Source organism: Mesorhizobium sp. M0152 (genome assembly GCF_040322415.1).
Taxonomy (GTDB): domain Bacteria; phylum Pseudomonadota; class Alphaproteobacteria; order Rhizobiales; family Rhizobiaceae; genus Mesorhizobium.
In genome coordinates this window covers 113,856-129,541 of the sequence record NZ_JAMYTH010000004.1, presented here as the reverse complement: position 1 = coordinate 129,541, position 15,686 = coordinate 113,856, and the positions used below count along the sequence as shown (strand labels likewise).

General features: G+C 60.0%; 20 protein-coding genes. 8 read left to right on the top strand and 12 right to left on the bottom strand.

Translation table 11 applies throughout. The annotated features are described in order from the left end of the window. The 3 genes from NKJ26_RS06070 (at position 1) to NKJ26_RS06060 (ending at position 2,244) form a co-directional block, all read left to right on the top strand. The gene (locus NKJ26_RS06070) at positions 1–555 is read left to right on the top strand and encodes a nitrous oxide reductase accessory protein NosL (RefSeq protein ID WP_352694483.1); all 555 of its coding nucleotides are present in this window, start codon (positions 1–3) and stop codon (positions 553–555) included. A 7-nt stretch (positions 556–562) separates the two neighbouring features. Then, on the top strand, positions 563–1,561 hold the full coding sequence (locus tag NKJ26_RS06065; RefSeq protein ID WP_352694480.1) for an FAD:protein FMN transferase: 999 nt from the start codon (positions 563–565) through the stop codon (positions 1,559–1,561). A 404-nt stretch (positions 1,562–1,965) separates the two neighbouring features. Then, positions 1,966–2,244: a DUF2249 domain-containing protein gene (locus tag NKJ26_RS06060; protein ID WP_352602021.1), complete on the top strand. Its 279-nt coding sequence runs from the start codon at positions 1,966–1,968 to the stop codon at positions 2,242–2,244. A 142-nt stretch (positions 2,245–2,386) separates the two neighbouring features. Here the strand turns inward: NKJ26_RS06060 and mog are convergent, their stop codons facing one another. The 5 genes from mog to NKJ26_RS06035 are packed head-to-tail and all read right to left on the bottom strand — an operon-like array spanning position 2,387 to position 5,832. After that, complete coding sequence (gene mog, locus NKJ26_RS06055) at positions 2,387–2,893, bottom strand: molybdopterin adenylyltransferase (protein WP_352694477.1); 507 nt, start codon at positions 2,891–2,893, stop codon at positions 2,387–2,389. Positions 2,894–2,915: 22 nt separating this feature from the next. Next, on the bottom strand, positions 2,916–3,815 hold the full coding sequence (gene ubiV, locus NKJ26_RS06050; protein WP_352694476.1) for a ubiquinone anaerobic biosynthesis protein UbiV: 900 nt from the start codon (positions 3,813–3,815) through the stop codon (positions 2,916–2,918). Between the two features lie 4 nt (positions 3,816–3,819). Continuing rightward, positions 3,820–4,818: a ubiquinone anaerobic biosynthesis protein UbiU gene (gene ubiU, locus NKJ26_RS06045; protein WP_352602015.1), complete on the bottom strand. Its 999-nt coding sequence runs from the start codon at positions 4,816–4,818 to the stop codon at positions 3,820–3,822. Beyond that, complete coding sequence (ubiT, locus tag NKJ26_RS06040; RefSeq protein ID WP_352694473.1) at positions 4,815–5,363, bottom strand: ubiquinone anaerobic biosynthesis accessory factor UbiT; 549 nt, start codon at positions 5,361–5,363, stop codon at positions 4,815–4,817. The genes ubiU and ubiT overlap by 4 nt, the downstream gene beginning before the upstream one ends. Before the next feature lie 28 nt (positions 5,364–5,391). Continuing rightward, positions 5,392–5,832 carry a hypothetical protein gene (locus NKJ26_RS06035; RefSeq protein ID WP_352694471.1) on the bottom strand — a complete coding sequence of 147 codons (441 nt, stop codon included), beginning with the start codon at positions 5,830–5,832 and terminating at the stop codon, positions 5,392–5,394. Between the two features lie 109 nt (positions 5,833–5,941). On the opposite strand from NKJ26_RS06035, the gene NKJ26_RS06030 reads away from it, so the two are divergent. The 3 genes from NKJ26_RS06030 to NKJ26_RS06020 are packed head-to-tail and all read left to right on the top strand — an operon-like array spanning position 5,942 to position 8,368. Next, the gene (locus tag NKJ26_RS06030) at positions 5,942–7,495 is read left to right on the top strand and encodes a UbiD family decarboxylase (RefSeq protein ID WP_502903085.1); all 1,554 of its coding nucleotides are present in this window, start codon (positions 5,942–5,944) and stop codon (positions 7,493–7,495) included. After that, a complete protein-coding gene (locus tag NKJ26_RS06025; RefSeq protein WP_352694469.1) occupies positions 7,492–8,076 on the top strand; it encodes a UbiX family flavin prenyltransferase in 585 nt (194 codons plus the stop codon). The genes NKJ26_RS06030 and NKJ26_RS06025 overlap by 4 nt, the downstream gene beginning before the upstream one ends. Before the next feature lie 37 nt (positions 8,077–8,113). Further along, positions 8,114–8,368 carry a DUF2249 domain-containing protein gene (locus NKJ26_RS06020; protein WP_352694467.1) on the top strand — a complete coding sequence of 85 codons (255 nt, stop codon included), beginning with the start codon at positions 8,114–8,116 and terminating at the stop codon, positions 8,366–8,368. 61 nt (positions 8,369–8,429) lie between these two features. On the opposite strand, the gene NKJ26_RS06015 is transcribed toward NKJ26_RS06020, so the two are convergent. Both NKJ26_RS06015 and NKJ26_RS06010 read right to left on the bottom strand, forming a co-directional pair. Beyond that, on the bottom strand, positions 8,430–8,918 hold the full coding sequence (locus NKJ26_RS06015; protein ID WP_352694465.1) for a cupredoxin domain-containing protein: 489 nt from the start codon (positions 8,916–8,918) through the stop codon (positions 8,430–8,432). A gap of 141 nt (positions 8,919–9,059) precedes the next feature. Continuing rightward, positions 9,060–9,449 carry a hypothetical protein gene (locus NKJ26_RS06010; RefSeq protein ID WP_352694463.1) on the bottom strand — a complete coding sequence of 130 codons (390 nt, stop codon included), beginning with the start codon at positions 9,447–9,449 and terminating at the stop codon, positions 9,060–9,062. Between the two features lie 264 nt (positions 9,450–9,713). Between NKJ26_RS06010 and NKJ26_RS06005 the strand changes: the two genes are divergently transcribed. Continuing rightward, positions 9,714–10,877: an NnrS family protein gene (locus NKJ26_RS06005; protein WP_352694461.1), complete on the top strand. Its 1,164-nt coding sequence runs from the start codon at positions 9,714–9,716 to the stop codon at positions 10,875–10,877. A 12-nt stretch (positions 10,878–10,889) separates the two neighbouring features. Here NKJ26_RS06005 and NKJ26_RS06000 read toward each other — a convergent pair whose 3' ends face one another. The 5 genes from NKJ26_RS06000 to NKJ26_RS05980 all read right to left on the bottom strand — a co-directional run bounded on the left by NKJ26_RS06000 (position 10,890) and on the right by NKJ26_RS05980 (position 14,966). Beyond that, complete coding sequence (locus NKJ26_RS06000) at positions 10,890–12,305, bottom strand: 4Fe-4S binding protein (protein ID WP_352694459.1); 1,416 nt, start codon at positions 12,303–12,305, stop codon at positions 10,890–10,892. Beyond that, the gene (locus tag NKJ26_RS05995) at positions 12,302–13,150 is read right to left on the bottom strand and encodes an FTR1 family iron permease (protein WP_352694457.1); all 849 of its coding nucleotides are present in this window, start codon (positions 13,148–13,150) and stop codon (positions 12,302–12,304) included. Before NKJ26_RS05995 ends, NKJ26_RS06000 begins: the two co-directional genes overlap by 4 nt. After that, a complete protein-coding gene (locus NKJ26_RS05990) occupies positions 13,147–13,506 on the bottom strand; it encodes a cupredoxin domain-containing protein (protein ID WP_352601995.1) in 360 nt (119 codons plus the stop codon). The genes NKJ26_RS05995 and NKJ26_RS05990 overlap by 4 nt, the downstream gene beginning before the upstream one ends. 105 nt (positions 13,507–13,611) lie before the next feature. After that, positions 13,612–14,157, bottom strand: coding sequence for an iron transporter (locus NKJ26_RS05985; RefSeq protein WP_352601993.1), 546 nt, complete (start codon positions 14,155–14,157; stop codon positions 13,612–13,614). A 281-nt stretch (positions 14,158–14,438) separates the two neighbouring features. Next, positions 14,439–14,966 (bottom strand): GNAT family N-acetyltransferase, encoded by a 528-nt coding sequence (locus NKJ26_RS05980; protein ID WP_352601991.1) that lies wholly within the window; start codon positions 14,964–14,966, stop codon positions 14,439–14,441. 219 nt (positions 14,967–15,185) lie between these two features. On the opposite strand from NKJ26_RS05980, the gene NKJ26_RS05975 reads away from it, so the two are divergent. After that, positions 15,186–15,401 carry a hypothetical protein gene (locus NKJ26_RS05975; protein ID WP_352601989.1) on the top strand — a complete coding sequence of 72 codons (216 nt, stop codon included), beginning with the start codon at positions 15,186–15,188 and terminating at the stop codon, positions 15,399–15,401. Positions 15,402–15,686 lie beyond the last annotated feature (285 nt).

The window sequence follows — 15,686 nt, the reverse complement described above, 5'->3', positions numbered from 1 at the left end:
ATGCGCCTGGGACTGACACTCCTCGCCGGAAGCCTCATAGCCATTGCCGGTTGTCAGCGCGGTCCGGACAAGATGCCGGCGCCGTTCGCCATGACCGAAGATGCGATGGGCCGCTATTGCGGTATGAACATCCTCGAACATCCGGGCCCGAAAGGGCAGGTTATCCTTGCCAAGTATAACGAGCCCATCTGGTTCTCCTCGGCCCGCGACTCGATCGCCTTTACCATGCTGCCGGAGGAACCCAAGGATATTCGGGCGATCTACGTTTCCGACATGGCGAAAGCGTCCAACTGGGATAATCCAGGCATCAACAACTGGGTGAATGCCAAGGACGCTTTTTTCGTCATCGGGAGCGACAAAAAGGGCGGCATGGGAGCTGCGGAAGTGGTGCCATTCTCTTCCAGCGAATCCGCCCGGGCTTTTGCCGATGAGCATGGCGGTCAGGTCTTGAACTTCACCGACCTTCCGCGCGACTACGTTCTAGGGCAGGAGTCCGAGGCGGCTTCATATGGCAGCTCGGGCAGGCAATCGCTTGATCCCGACAACGTCAATTGAGGGCACTATGACCTGCGACCTGTCTCGACGTCGGGTGATCGGCATAACCGCGGCTGCTGCGGGAATGGCGCTGCTTCCGCTCGGCCGCAAAGCTCTGGCGACACCGTCGGCCGTCTCGTGGCGCGGAGAAGCTATGGGCGCCCAGGCAACGCTGCTCATCAACCATCCCGACCGGGCCTTGGCCTTGAGGCTCGTTGACCAAGTCGCCGCCGAAATCCGCCGCTTGGAAAGGATTTTCAGCCTCTATCGCGAGGATTCGGACCTTACGAGACTGAATCGTCAAGGATTCTTAGTCTCGCCAGCAACGGATCTCGTCGAAATCCTTCGCCGTTGCAAGGACGTCTGGCATCTCACCGAGCGCGCCTTCGATCCTACGGTGCAGCCATTGTGGATAGCCTACAAACGCCACTTTTCCGATCCCCGAGCCACTGCCGCCGGGCCCTCGCGTCAGGTCATACAGGAGGCACTCGATCGGGTCGGCTTTGACAAGATGGCTTATTCGGATGACCGCATCGAATTGCCCGTGGCCGGGTCGGCGCTGACGCTCAACGGCATCGCGCAAGGTTACGTAACGGATAAGGTCGTCGATCTGCTGCGTGCCGGCGGCGTTGAGCACGCGCTCGTCGACATGGGCGAGAGCCGTGCGATCGGATCGGCGCCGGAGGACCGGCCTTGGCGCATTGGCATAACTGATCCCTCCAATTCCGATTCGGTTCTGAAAGTTCTACCGCTGACGGACAGCGCCGTCGCCACCTCGAGCCCGGCCGGCTTTCAGTTCGATGAAGACGGCCGGTTCACCCATATTATTGATCCGCGAACCGGATCCACTCCACAACGCCATGCGAGCCTGAGCGTCGTCGCGCCGACTGCCACGATTGCGGATGCACTGTCGACCGCCTTCAGCTTGATGGACGTGGAGACAATTGCCGGTGCGGTCCGACGCCTCGATGGCGTAGACGCGTATGTTCTGTCGCAAGACGCTCTATGGACGCACGTCAAGTCTTGAATTGGGGAGCGCGAATAGGCGACAAAGGAACAATTGCCCGCTTTGGCAGGCGGCTCTGCCGTGATCGGTTACCAAGTGAATCTCCTCCCGCAAGATGGCGAGATAATCGAGAATAGGTTCGTCCGTTTTCGTGATCGTGGTGCGGCACATCTCCTATTTTCTCAGGACGGACGAGCAAGGGAACTTTCCTACTCAGATGGAACGTCAGTCATGCTGTCGGTTCGCCGCACGGCTCTTTGCGAAATGCCAACGAGCGGCAATTTCCCGGTCCCTCCAGGATTCTCGGAATTGTTTGCGTTTCGACAAATAGGCCGGCTGACCACGGGGTAGATTTTCACGCCGGGATCGACCATCGCCGCCGTCTCCTAGCTCCAACGTTTCTGGCGGCCGGGAATTCAATCGACATGGCAGACCCAGAACTTGCATCGACACTCTTGATCGACGTGCGGACCATCCCCCCGATAGATCGTCACCCGCGAATCTTCGGGGTAGCGACCGCATTGGCCGAGGGGTCTTCTTTCATCATAGTCAACGACCACGACCCACGACCTCTGCACTATCAGATCGAGGCCAGATATCCCGGCGTATTCGCTTGGGAATACCTTGAGCGAGGGCCCGAGGTCTGGCGCGTCGAAATCAGCAGACCGCAATCGTCTGGCTGCGATTGTTGTTGCGGCAGCTGATGACCAGCCCAACGTCCGGCGGCACTTTGCATGCCTTCCTTTTCGTCGCCACCGACTGGTCTGGCGGCCGCCTAGGTCAAATCTTCGAAATCAAAGGCGAGGAGGGTTCCTCGCCAGCGGCTGAAGCGCTGTCGGCGCGAGATCATCCGAACATCGCTGGATCTGGTATGATTGGCGCTGCTCCGATCAGTTCGAGACAGTACGGCACGGCAGGAAAGACGGCGTCGAGGCACACGTCGATCGAAGCTGGCTTGCCTGGCAGGTTTATGATCAGCGAACGGCCACGCACTCCAGCAGTCTGACGTGAAAGAATGGCCGTGCGGACTTGCCGCAAGCTCGCCTGCCGCATGAGTTCGCCAAAACCGGGAAGTTCCTTGGTGATGACCTGCTGCATGGCCTCTGGGGTAAGGTCTCTCGGAGAGGGGCCGGTTCCTCCAGTCGTCAGGATAAGATCAACGTCGCATTGGTCGCAAAGCTCGATGAGCACATCCTGGACACTTTCCACGCCGTCAGGGACTATGCGACGGATGAAGACGCACGGCGATGCCACGACACGGCGAAGCCAGCGCTCGATGGCGGGCCCGCCAAGGTCTTCATACTCGCCTCGGCTTGCACGGTCCGATACCGTGACGATCGCAATCTGGGCCATGTTTTCCGTTCGAAACCGGGCTTCAGATCGAAGTGGCTGCTTGCCAGCCGGGTTTGGCAAGGGCGTATCCGTCGACCAGTGTGCCGGGCAGATCAAGGCACGAGAGGATAAAGCGGGCGGCCTCGGGATCCTCTCTCCCGTTGGCAAGCGCTCTATGGGTCTTTGCCACCTCGACCATGTCGCACGTGTGTGGAGACAGGCGTATACGCCGGACGCCTCTGGAGATGAGATCCGCAGGTGCGGGGCAGAAGGCCTGCACCTGGTTGGAGAGCGTCTGCACGCCATTGATCGCGAGGAACTGCTGGTCGTCGAGTGTATCGACCGCCAAGCCATCCGGATCCTTCTCGCACGTAAATTGGCAGGAATCCTTGTGAAGGCCGTGGATGCGCGCGTGGTAGCATCGGCCGGAGAGCGCCAGCGGCAACCGACCGAAGACGAACACCTCGAATTCCGACTCGGGACACGCGCCGGCCATGGCGCCGACAGCCGCGAGCGACAATTCCACTGGCGGGCATATCGTTCGGGCGCCGCGTTGGATCAGGAATCGCGCGGAAGCCTCGTTGTAGACATTCAGGAACGGACCAGTCACGAAGGGCTTGCCAGCGCGTGATGGCAGGGCGGTGGCATCGTTGATCTCGACCAGCCGATCGTCGCCGCAGAGGTCTTCGATGCTTCTGCGTTCCCGAACGGTTGCCGGCGCCGCCAGCGTGGACAGCACCACTTCCTTTCCGGCGCGCTCGAGGCGTTCGATGATCTCAGGCCACACAGGGTCGGAAAACGGCATCCGCTTGCCACAGACAACTTCGCCGACATGGACCCGGTCGATCGGAGCCTCGTCTGCTATCCTGCGATAGAAATCCGAGAGGAGGCCGGGCGACCAATGGAAGAAGACCGGCCCAAGCGTCAACGCAATTCCGGACAAGGTCCTATCTCCACTTCTTGCTGTACGCTCCTGCCGTCTGCCGGGAACCTTCCGACTGGCTAGCAAGAATCCGATCGATCTCGGTCGCGTCGCCACCTTGCTCGACGGCGTCGACGGCCTTCCGGAAGGCGCGGACCACTTCCGTGACGTAACCTTTGCCACGCTGGCGTCCTTCGATCTTCAAGGCGGTTACGCCGGCGGCTTTCAACCCGGCAATCATCCCGCCGGCGTTCAGGCTGACGGGGTCCTCGAACAAATAGGAGGTCTTGCCGCCGGCCTTGAATTTGCCCTTGCACAAAGTGGGGTAGCCTACTGGCTCGCCGGGCTCATAGCGGTCGATCGTGAACCCTGAAAGCCGTGCTGCCGTGCTGTTCGGCTCGTCGTCGTAACTCACCATTTCGGGTGGCGAACAGACGCCATTCAGATTTGGCGATTTTCCCGTCGCGTATGAAGAGAGATAGCATCGGCCTTCGATCATCACGCAAAGGCCGCCGAACACGAATGCTTCCGTTTCCACTTCGATCGCACGATTGAGCGCCGCGATCTCCTGGACCGAAAGCACCCGCGGCAGGACGACGCGACGGACGCCGAAGCTATCCGCATAGAATCCAATCGCTTCCGGCGTTGCCGCCGCAGCCTGCACCGAAAGATGAAGCCGGATTTGCTTGTGGTTCTTCGCGACGTGGTCGAGGACGGCTATATCCGCCGCGATGATGGCGTTTGCGCCGCATTCGGCCGCTGTGTCCGCTGCCTTTTTCCACAGGTCCACATCGTTGACGCGCGCGAAGGTATTGATGGCCACCAGGACCTTGCTGCCATGGTCATGCGCGAAGCGTACAGCCTCGGCCAGTTCTTCGCCGGAGAAGTTGAGACCTGGGAAATTCCGGGCATTCGTTTCGTCGCGAAATCCGCAATAGACTGCGTCCGCGCCCGCCTGGACGGCTGCCCTCAATGTAGCGGGGGTTCCGGCCGGGCAGACAAGTTCCATGCGTCCGCTTGTCATGCCCCCGGTGCCTCGCGTCTGGAATTTCGATTGGCCATTTGGCGTGCGACGCTCAATGCGCCGAGAATGCCCGTATCGGCGAGACGAGCCAGGAAGCCACTCAGGCCGAGTAAGTCCGCGGGGCTAAGCTCGGCGTCCTCGATTGTGTTCCTCAGCGCGAGCACCGCCTCCGTCCGGCCGCTGATCGAGATGATCCGGCTGAAGAAAAGCGCATCGCCATCCAGCGTGCCGTCGAGCAGGCTCAACAGTGTCAGAATAGGTCCCCTGATCTGGACGCTTGATGTCGCGGTCTCGCTTTTCCTGACGACACGAACGATCGAACGCTCTGCGTCCGGTACGACAGTAAATGCGAAGGCGAGGTCGACCGGGTCGATGAAATAGCAAGCTGTTCGATGTTCGCCCAGGCGGTCGAACAATCGGGGCTGTCGCCTGGCCATCGAGCGCAAGGACAGCGTCAGCAATAGCCCGAGGGGAAGTCCGGCAAAAGGTGGGAAAAGATGACGAATGACCGCCGGCAATGTCGGTTCCGTGCTAATCGTCATCATTCAGTACATCCTATCCACATGGGATCGTTCAACAGGCTTTCCCGGCCATCGACTGGCTGCGTCCGTCTACTAGCAAGTCCGCGAAATTCACACTGTTGGGACAGAAATCCTGATAGTGACTTTCGAAATCGAAGGCGGCCAGGTGGCCATGACACTGGCGGCGATGCAGGCAGGTGATGCAGGTGCGCGACATGAAACAATGCGCGGCTTGCAGTGATTGAAAACTGTCCGGATCGATGCCGACTGAACGCATCGCCGAAGAAAGCAGGTCTTCCGAGGCGTATGGTAACCGCATGGCGTCGTCGAATTCACTTCGCGACAGACCGATGTCATTCAGAATGCCCGTGCATTCATCCCGACCCATTGCCCAAAATTCTCTCGTCGCTGCCCTGCTCCGCCGGCGGTCCGCAAGAAAGGAAAGTACGGACCGCCAAGCTCCGACAGTTTCGCTGATGAGATTGCCTGCCATGTGAAATCCCCTGCCTCGATCGCCTTCCTCGGAGATGATGTGAGAAGGGAAAATAGCGGGGACGGATCGTTCGCTCTTTGCGCTAGCGCAAAGTTCTTCGTCAGTCCTGATGGCAAAATTGATCGCCGACGAACCGGTCGGGCCGGATTTCGCCATGCATCACCGCTGCCTTCCCTCGTTTTCAGATCTCGGCTCATTCCTTTCGTTCCTCGATCGGAACGGGCAGCTTCGTGAGGTTGGCGTGCCTGTTTCGACAAGGCTCGAACTGACCGAGATACACAGGCGAGTGATTGCCTCGAAAGGCCCGGCGCTCCGCCTTACGGCGCCCGTCGACGATCGCGGCGTCAGGTCAGCCTTTCCCGTCGTCGCAAATCTTTTCGGCACCCGGGAACGTGTAGCCTGGGGCCTTGGCACCGACCTTCATGGTCTAGAGACCCTCGGCGCGCTCCTTGCGTGGATGAGATCGCCTCAGGCCCCGCAGACCCTTCGTCAGGCCCGACGGATGTTGCCTGCGGCGCGCGGTGCACTCGTGGCGCGGCCGAAGATCGTCTCCCCGCCTGGAGAGTGGCGAGACGCCGATCCGGATTTTTCGCTTCTTCCCGTCCAGACTTGTTGGCCGGGAGATGCAGGCCCCCTCATAACATGGCCAGTGGTCATTACTCGCCCGCCTGGCGAGGACGACCCGAGCACATACAATCTGGGCATATACCGGATGCAGGTACTGGCCCGTGATCGTGCGATCATAAGATGGCTTCCCATGCGAGGCGGAGCAGCCCACCATCGTATATGGCAGGCGAGGGGTCTTGAGATGCCGGTGGCGGTCGTCATCGGGGCAGACCCCGCGACGTTGATCGCCTCGGTGATGCCGGCGCCTGAAGGCGTGTCGGAACTGGCCCTGTCCGGGATGATCAACAACCGCCGAGTCGGATTGGCGACCTGCAAGAGCATCATGCTTCACGTGCCAACCAGTGCGGAAATCGTGCTTGAAGGTGCCGTCTCTTCAACAGAAACTGCGCTGGAGGGCCCTTTCGGCGATCACACCGGATATTACAACGCGCCGGAACGATACCCCGTATTCAACCTCAAGCGCGTTCGCGTCCGTGACGGGGCAAATTACCTGACCACGTTCACCGGGCGCGCGCCCGACGAGCCCTCGGTCCTCGGCGAGGCCCTGCTCGACGTCTACAAGCCGCTCCTGCGCCAACAAATACCGGAAATCGTCGACGTGTGGCTTCCGCCCGAAACCTGCTCCTACAGGATTGCCGTTATCTCGATCGCCAAGAAATATGCCGGACAGGCCAGGCGCGTGATGATGGGGTTCTGGTCCCTGCTGCCGCAGTTCTCAATGACCAAGATGGTCGTCGTGGTGGATGACGACATCGACATTCGATCGTGGCCGGACGTGATGTGGGCGGTCGCCACCCGCATGGATCCCTCGCGCGATCTGATGCAGGTGGATCGGACCCCTATCGACCAGCTCGACTTCGCGTCACCGCTCGAGGGACTTGGAGGAAAGATCGGGCTCGATGCGACGCGCAAGATTGGATCCGAGACATCTCGCGAGTGGGGAAAGGAGCTGAGGATGTCAGCTCCTATCGAGGAGCAGGTGTCCCAAAGATGGAACGAGTTTTTTTCGCAGACAACCGCTCAGGGGCAACAATGACCAAACGGCTGATAATCGGTGTCACAGGTGCATCCGGCTCCGTGCTCGCGCTGGAGACCATACGTCAGTTGGTCAGGGCCGGGGTGGAGACGCATCTCGTCGTCTCCAAGGGCGCGCGATTGGCCATCCCTCATGAGCTCGGCACCGACGGCCTTGCCCAACTGACCTCCCTTGCCAACCACGCGTATTCCTATCAGGACTTGGCCGCACCCATCGCCAGCGGCTCTTTCAGAACGGATGGCATGATCGTCGTTCCCTGTTCGATGCGGACCTTGGCGGCTATGGCACACGGTTTAGGCGACAACCTTCTCACCAGGGCCGCCGATGTCAGCTTGAAGGAAAAGCGCCGGCTGGTCATCGTGCCGCGCGAGGCGCCGCTCCATGAAGGACACCTCGACGCGATGCTGAGACTGGCACGGATGGGCGCAGTCATCGCACCGCCAGTACCGCCGTTCTACGTCAAGCTGGCCTCGATCGAGGAAATGGTGGTCGAGATGGCTGCCCGGCTGGTCGGCTGGGCGGGCGTCGACCCGGGCGACAAGCTCACGCGTTGGGGCGAAAAGAAAGTCGCCGCCGCGTGATCGGCCTGATGGATTGGCTCAACGGGCAAGGATTGCGATGAATTTCCTGCAGCCGAAAGGCGCGACATATGACGTACGGAAACTTCCACCTGAAAGGAAGCAGTCCGCCATATTGTCAATGTTCGACGGACTCAAACCCGCTCAGACATTCGTGGTCGTTCTCGATTTTGATCCTGATGGACTCAGGCGTCAGTTCGAAGCGTTCTTTGTCGGCGAACACATCTGGGTTTGCCTTAGGTCGGGGCCCCCAGAATGGCTGATCGAGATAGGAAGACCTCGACCTGCGCAGTGATGTCGAGCTCTGCGAAAAGAGGTCGCACACGCCGATCGGCCTGATCTGGTCACCCCAGGATTCAGTTGGCAGTGACCGTGAGGGCCCCCTTCATTCCAAGCTCAAAATGACCCGGTATCAGGCAGGCGAACTCGAACTTGCCGACGCTGGTGAAGGCCCAGACGATCTCGCCTTTTCCTTGGGGGCTGATGCGGATCGCATTGAGGTCGGCGTGTTCCATATGGGGAAGTCTCTCCATCCCGGCCTTATGCTCCATCACCTGCTCATGCGTATCCATGACGAATTCGTGGTCGTATTCGCCTTCATTGGTGAAGGCCAGGCGCACCGTCTCGCCCTTTTTCACAGTGACTGAAACCGGATCGAACGCCATCGATCCGTCTTCGTTCTCGACCATGCTGATCGCGATGGTGCGGTCTACTTTGGCCGCCATGCCCGGCTGACCGATAGTCATCATTTCATGGCCGTCATGAGTGCCGGAATGCATTCCCGTCGCAAGCGCCGGGGCGGCGAAGAGGACCATGGCGACTGTTGGCATCATGCATTTCTTCATGCGATTTCTCCTTTGCGAAATGTGTTTGGTTTCACTCATGCCGCAGGTGGCAGCGGGCTCTGTTCGGACCGCGATGACGATCGCCGGAACAGGTTCGGTAGGGACGCCTGCGGCCCCTCGCCAGCTCTTGCGGCTGATCAGCTATGGCCCCGTCCGCACCGGAGATAAACTGAGTTGCCGCATCGAAAATGCACCTTCCTTTGCAGTGCTCGCGATATCGTCAAACAGGAGTGCGAGATCCATGTAGACGCTGCGATCCCGCTCGGCAGCTCCCATTTCATCAAGGTCCTGCAGGAAGAAGAGAATGGCTTCGATGCGTTCGCGTTGACTGCGGGCGTTAGCAAGATGTTCGCGTGCCACGCGCCGGACTTCCAGAGCCGTAAATCGCGCCAGCGTCTCGTCGAGCCTGGAACGGCACTCACAGTCGAACCGGGCGTCCTTGATCAAATTTGCCAGCCTGCCGACAACGGCCATGTCAGCAAAGCGCCGGGAGCCGTCGCCAATACTACTCGATGGAACGTTTTGTTTCATATCTTCTTGGCTCCTAGGGCAGACGTTTCGCGGCCGGTCGCAACGCGAACAGACGCCGCGAGCCTTGCCAATCGGCAGACCCGGTCTCGAGAATTGTTTTTGATTATAATCGACCATTTTGCAGCCTGTTTGCGCTGGAACAAACACGGAGATCGATCACCGACAGTATTGCCTTCGGATTGAGTTTTTTCCGACCGCCGGTCTTGCGAGTTGAGAAGCGGCACGAGGCGTCGTGTCGGTCACCCCCCGTAGAGGAATTGTTGCATGGTTGCAGACGGGAGTGTGCTTCCTTTCGACGCGAAGCAGAGGCAGATGTCGGCGCCGTTTCGGCCATTTTTTCTAATCGCGGGATTGGACGCGATTGTAGGCGCGGCTGTCTGGTTGCCGTCAGCGTTCGGAATACGGGCCATCGGGCCGACCGGGATATCTCCCGGCGATTGGCATCGCGACGTGCTTCTGTTCGGGATGGTTCCAGCCATTTTGACTGGGTTCCTGTTGACGGCGCTGCCTCGATGGACGGACCGACGTGCGGTGTCGCCACTCACCACGCGTTTGCTGGTTGCTCTATGGCTGTGTAGCCGGGGGATTTTCCTGTTCCTGTCGCATTCGACCGGGCTTGCCCTCTCGGCGCTTTTGGTTTCGACGGTCCTCTTGATCGCGGCGGGAAGGGTGATCGCCAGCCGCGACCGCCGCAACCTGAAGATATTGTTTCTGCTGCTCGCCTTTTGTGGTGGCAACATACTTGCCGCGGCGTCCTACCAAGTAGAATTTGCACTGCGGCTAGCCCTGGCTTCGGTCGTCGGACTTGTCGTGATCATCGGAGGACGCGTCGTCCCGGCGTTGACGGTGGCCTATGTCGAGAGCGCGGGCGGTCGAATCTCCGTCAACCGTTCTGCGGTTGTGGAATACGTGGCAGCGGCCATCGCGGCATGCGCCCTTGGTTTGTGGGTTGTTGCGCCGCAGGCACAACTCACCGGCCTTGCCTGCGCGCTTGCCGCGTGCGGCCAGACGATGCGAGCAACCCAGTGGAATGGCTGGCGGAGCGCGGCCTCGTCGACGGTTCTTGCCCTTCACATAGGATATGGCTGGATCATCGTGGGTTTCGGACTTCTGGCGATCCACATTCTAGCACCGGAATGGCTGGGACAGGCGGCCGCGGTTCATGCATGGACGATCGGGGCCTTCGGCACCATGGCCCTCGCCATCATGGCGAGCATGATCCGCAAGCACAGCCGCCGCGCCTTCGCGTCTTCGGTTCCGACGACCGGGGCGTTCGTGGCGATGACGATTTGCTGCCTGTCGCGCTTTCTGGTCGACTTGCTGCCCAACTACGGCGCCGCTTTAACCAGCCTTTCAAGCACCTTGTGGGTTATCGCCTTCGGTCTGTTTCTGGTGGCCTTTCGTAGAATGCTCATACCGCACATGTGAGATGATGCCGGCTCACCAGACCCAGAAAAGCAGAAGCCAGCCGACGTCGGTGATGATCATGGCCAACCCGACGAAGAATATCGCGAGCACTCGTCGGCCAGGGTCCCGGTTGTAGAGACCCGTCACCTGCCAACAAAGCACTCCGGACCAGATAGTCGCCAGCGCTAGCATCGTGGCGCGCAGGGGGCCGACGAATGAAAGTTCGATGCCGTCCGAACGAAGCTGGCTGACCGTCAGCGCGGACAGGCCGAGAAAGACCCCAGCGCCGGCCAAGGGTATCAGTGCTTGGGCAAGGTGATGAAATCGGGCCGGCTGCCAGGGACCAAGGCTACGCGTGGCAAACGCCAGCATCGATGCCGTCAACGTGCCGCAGGCGATAGCCGTCGCAAGCACGTAGCCGACGAGCAGCGCCCCGTCGAGGAGCGTCATCACATCGCTCCTCTGAGGATAGTCGGTGAGCATCCACCAAGGCGCCGTGGCTTCGAGCGGCCAGATCACCCCGCTATCGACCAGCCGCTCCGCTAGCCACTGCTTTGCGGCAACGAACCAAGGACTGACAGACCATTGAAATGCGCCAACGGCCAGACCCATGAGGCCGAAGACGATCAGTACCGTCTCCCAGGGTTTGGCCGCGCTCCCCGCAACATGAACAATCTCATGGTTCGGCGAACGGCGAGCCAGGCGGATTGCCCCACGAAAACCGCTGCACCGTCCGCACATGTGACAGTCGGCGGCACCGCGCATGGTCCGGAACGGCACCAGCGGCGCGCATTTGACGGCCCCAGGCTTGATCCCGGAGAGCTGGGACTGTTGCCAGAGCGGCGGATCTACACGGAAATGCAGCGGAGCCAGCTTGGCCAGCAGGCCAAAGACACCGCTGACCGGACAGAGATAGCGGCACCACACGCGCTTGTTGCGCCCGTAGAGATAGCCGATCACGGCGGCCGCCAACGTCGAGCCGCCGAGAATCAGGAGCGCTGGACCAGGGTACTGGTAGACGCTCGTCATCTGGCCGTACAACGTCGTGCAGGCGAAGGCGATCGTGGGCCAGCCGGGCCACATCATCCAGCGCGGGATCGCTCTCCCAAGCCCACGTCCGCTGACGAATTCGGTTATCGCTCCTTCCGGACAGAGAATGCCGCACCACATCCGCCCGACCAGCGCGGTGCTCAAGAGCACGAGCGGCCACCAGACACCCCAGAAGGCAAACTGCGCAAAGCGGGTGAAATTGCTCCATAAATAGGCCATGTCGTCCGGAAGAGGCAGGAAGACGGGAACGACGAGCAGGATGGCGTAGATCAGCACGACGGACCATTGCGCGATCCGGATCGACCGTTGATTGCGCTGCAGATAATCCCCGAGCCTCTGCCAGACGTCGCTCGGCGGGACGGGCTGAACTTGTCGTTGCGGTGCGACCCGTATCGTCATGGCGCGCGTTTTGCGGGATGCGGCCGCGCTGATCGCAGCAGTGCGACGGTGGCGATCCAGTAAAGCGCGTAAACCAGGACCGTCATCAGTTCGGGCCGGGCGCGATAGCCTGTCATGGTGGCGACAATGCCGCCAAGCTCGCCCGACTCGTCCAGAAGCCAGGACGTATCCCACAGAGATCCGGATAGCGGCGGGATGAGTTCCAGCCCCATGGCGCGGTCAAGAGCAGCCATCAACAATGATGCGGCCAGCGCCAACAGAAGGATTTCCGTGGCGCGGAAGAATATAGACCAGGGGAAGCGCCTGGCGGCCACTTGAATCAGCCAATAGAACGCGGCAGCAAAAGCAAACCCCGTCATGACGGCCGCGAGTGTTCCGGGCAGTGTCGTTTCGCTCGCCGATGCCAAAAGGCCGTAGAGGAAAACAACCGTTTCACTGCCTTCCCGCATCACGGCGATAGCAGCCAGGAAGAAAAGGCCCAACCAGTTGCGGCCGGTCAGCGCGCGCTCTGCGTTGCGTTCAAGGTCCTGCTTCAACCCCCTGCCTTGCCTGTGCATCCAGACGACCATCTGCAAAATGAGCAAGGCGGCCAGTCCGGCCATGGCGATCTGAAAATAATCTTCTCGGTCTCCATCGAGCAGGCTCGCCAAGGATAGGATGACCAAAGCCAGGAGTGCGGCCCCGGCGATACCTGCGGCGACGCCGGCCCAAAGGAAATATCGTCCGGTTGTGGCTCTCGCGCCGGCGTGATGCGTCAGCCATCCCTGCAGGATGCCGACGACCAGAAGTGCCTCCATGCTCTCGCGCCAAACCACGAAGGCAACCTGTCCGAAGAGAGCGGTCATTGGATCGCGGGCTCCTTGGCGATGAGCATGGCGGGCGGCATGCCGGGATGAAAATCGTCGAAGAATTGATACTCGCCGGGACTGAGACGCCGGATGACGACGAAGGATGTCACGCCGGGTCCAAGCACCTTCTCCTTGCGCAACTCAACGCTTTCGAACTCGACGGGACTGGAGCCGGTATTGCGAAGCTCCAGTTTGAAGCGCGCGTTGGCCGGCACCTCGATTGATCGCGGCGTGATCGCGCCATCGCTGAGTTCGACGACGAAGCTCGGATATTCGTCGGCGGCTGCAGGCTGCGCGGTTGCCAGAAGGCAGATGGCAATGGCGACCAGCGTCGAATGGAGCAAGGCGGTCATTTTCGGGCGTCTGTCCTGTTTTGTCGCTCTGCGTTGCGCTCAAGGAGCCGGAAAGGTGGCAATGCAGAATGAGCTACAAATTCGAAGCGGGCAGCTGACCCAGGTCTAGTACCCGCCCTTCTTGCCGACGCCGGCGTAGGTGAACTCGTATTCGACGTGAAAGGTCTCGGGCCACACTCCGACACCCGTTTCCTTGTCTACATGTCTTCCGAAATGCGAGGACGCGTCGGACCCTTCAGAGGTAACGCTAAGCTGAAGGCTGTATTTGCCTGGCCCCATCAGCTTCACGTTGTCGCCATAGTGCGGACCGTCGCTGGCCACCATGGGCATGAAAACGCCGCCCACCTTCTGATTGCCGTCGAGCTTGATCAGCACATATTCGATTCTAAGGTTGGGGATCCAATCGCCCTCGGCAAAGCCATTGGCATTGTCACGCGTGGCATGGATATCGGCCTCCAGATGCATATCGGAATCGGCCGCGGGTCTCATGATGTGAGCTGGCTCCATCTCGATCGGCTGCAGATAGACGGCGGCAACCTCCATGCCGCTCATCAGTTTGGGTTCGCCAATGGGATATTCCAGCGCGCATGCTCTTGAAGCGGCGACCAGCAGAGCTGCGATGGATGAAAATAGGATCAACTGGCGAGACATTGGCTGTTCCTTGCTACCGACGGCGACGCTCTTTGCCTTCGGGTGATATTTTCCGCATCGGCAACGAAACGGGTTCCGACATATCCCGGAACCCAGTCAGGCGAGCCAACAAACATGATCACGATTGTCTACTTATCTAGGAGATCAGCCGCTTCTTTGCGCCAGCGCAAAGAACACGACGTTTGTAGAAACTAGGGGCCGCGTCTGATGTCCGCGGATCGCCGGTTGCGGAGTGGTCGCATGTTCATCCACAACTCGATTGGTATCCCGCTGACCGCTGCTTAAGAAGGTGCTGCGCAACCCAGCTGTCGCCGAACCAGAACAAGCGCCGGATCATCGGGATATGCCGTCACAGTGAAGCCCATATCGCGCTCGAGTTCGATCGCGGCGCGGTTTTCGCGGCTCTCGATCGACTCGATGGTGTCGAGGCCTAGCCCCTCAGCATATTTCGCGATGTATGAGAGCAACTCCCAGCTGACGCCCAGGTGCTTGTGATCTTCGCGAGTGCAGATCGCGACTTCTCCATGCCGACGAGGCTGATCGCATGCCAACATCGCAACGGCGATCAGCAACCCGTTCGTCGAAAAGGCAAGGAAGTTGTGTATAGCTGCATCGTCCGAACGCGTCATCGCGACGAGCCGCTCATGCGAGACCACCTTCAACCCGCCGAGAAAGCGAAACCGCAAATCATCCGGCGTCACATGGGTAAAGAACTCTGCCAAAGTAGGCTCGTCTTCGGGCCGCGCGCGGCGCATCTCGAAGCGAAATCCAGTGCGTGTGGAAAGAGTGCCGTTGCTGTCGGGGGTCATGTATCGCCTGCAATCTCGAGTTTTCGATAGGATGGAGCTCCGCTTCATCGCCGACACAATGGCAGCCGATGGCAGTCGCGTCCTTGATGCGCATCAAAGACGCCAGTGAAGTTAGGCCGCTCGGGCGAGAAAGTCGGCCCATTTGATCGAGATCAATGCGGATGGCCGAGATCAAAGTGTCTTCGAAGATTCAGCAGTTTATCGAGAGGTCGCCACCCAATGGCCGATGTCGTTTCAAAGCTTGTCAGGGAGTGCAACTCTACGCGCAGCAAAGGTGCGGACTTTCCCACCATCTGGCAGACCACGCTGAAGATGCATCCGTACGTTGCTGGGCCGCCGGTGCAGGACTGGGATGAGCAAGGACCTATCCTCAAGGTTCCCCTGATAACAGGTCGCCATCTCATGTTTGGCGCTTCAGGCTTTCGGCTTGATTGAATTCTGGCGAGGTTTCTCGAATTCGTTTTAATCAGCGTACGGCGCTGTTTGCGTGACTTATGACGCGATTCGAAAGAGGCGCGCTTAGGACTGGCGTGTTGCAGCTACCTTTTGTGCGCTCGCGTGATTTTTGTTGGGAAGAGTTTTCCCGCCCTCAGCTCGTTTTTCCTGATGGCCAGCATGGCTGGCAGTGGCCGGAATTGAGCCGAGAGGTTTCAGCGCCCAGCAAGACCTCGATCTCGTCGAGGTAAACACTCGGCGAGGAGCTTCTCGCCGGAATGGACG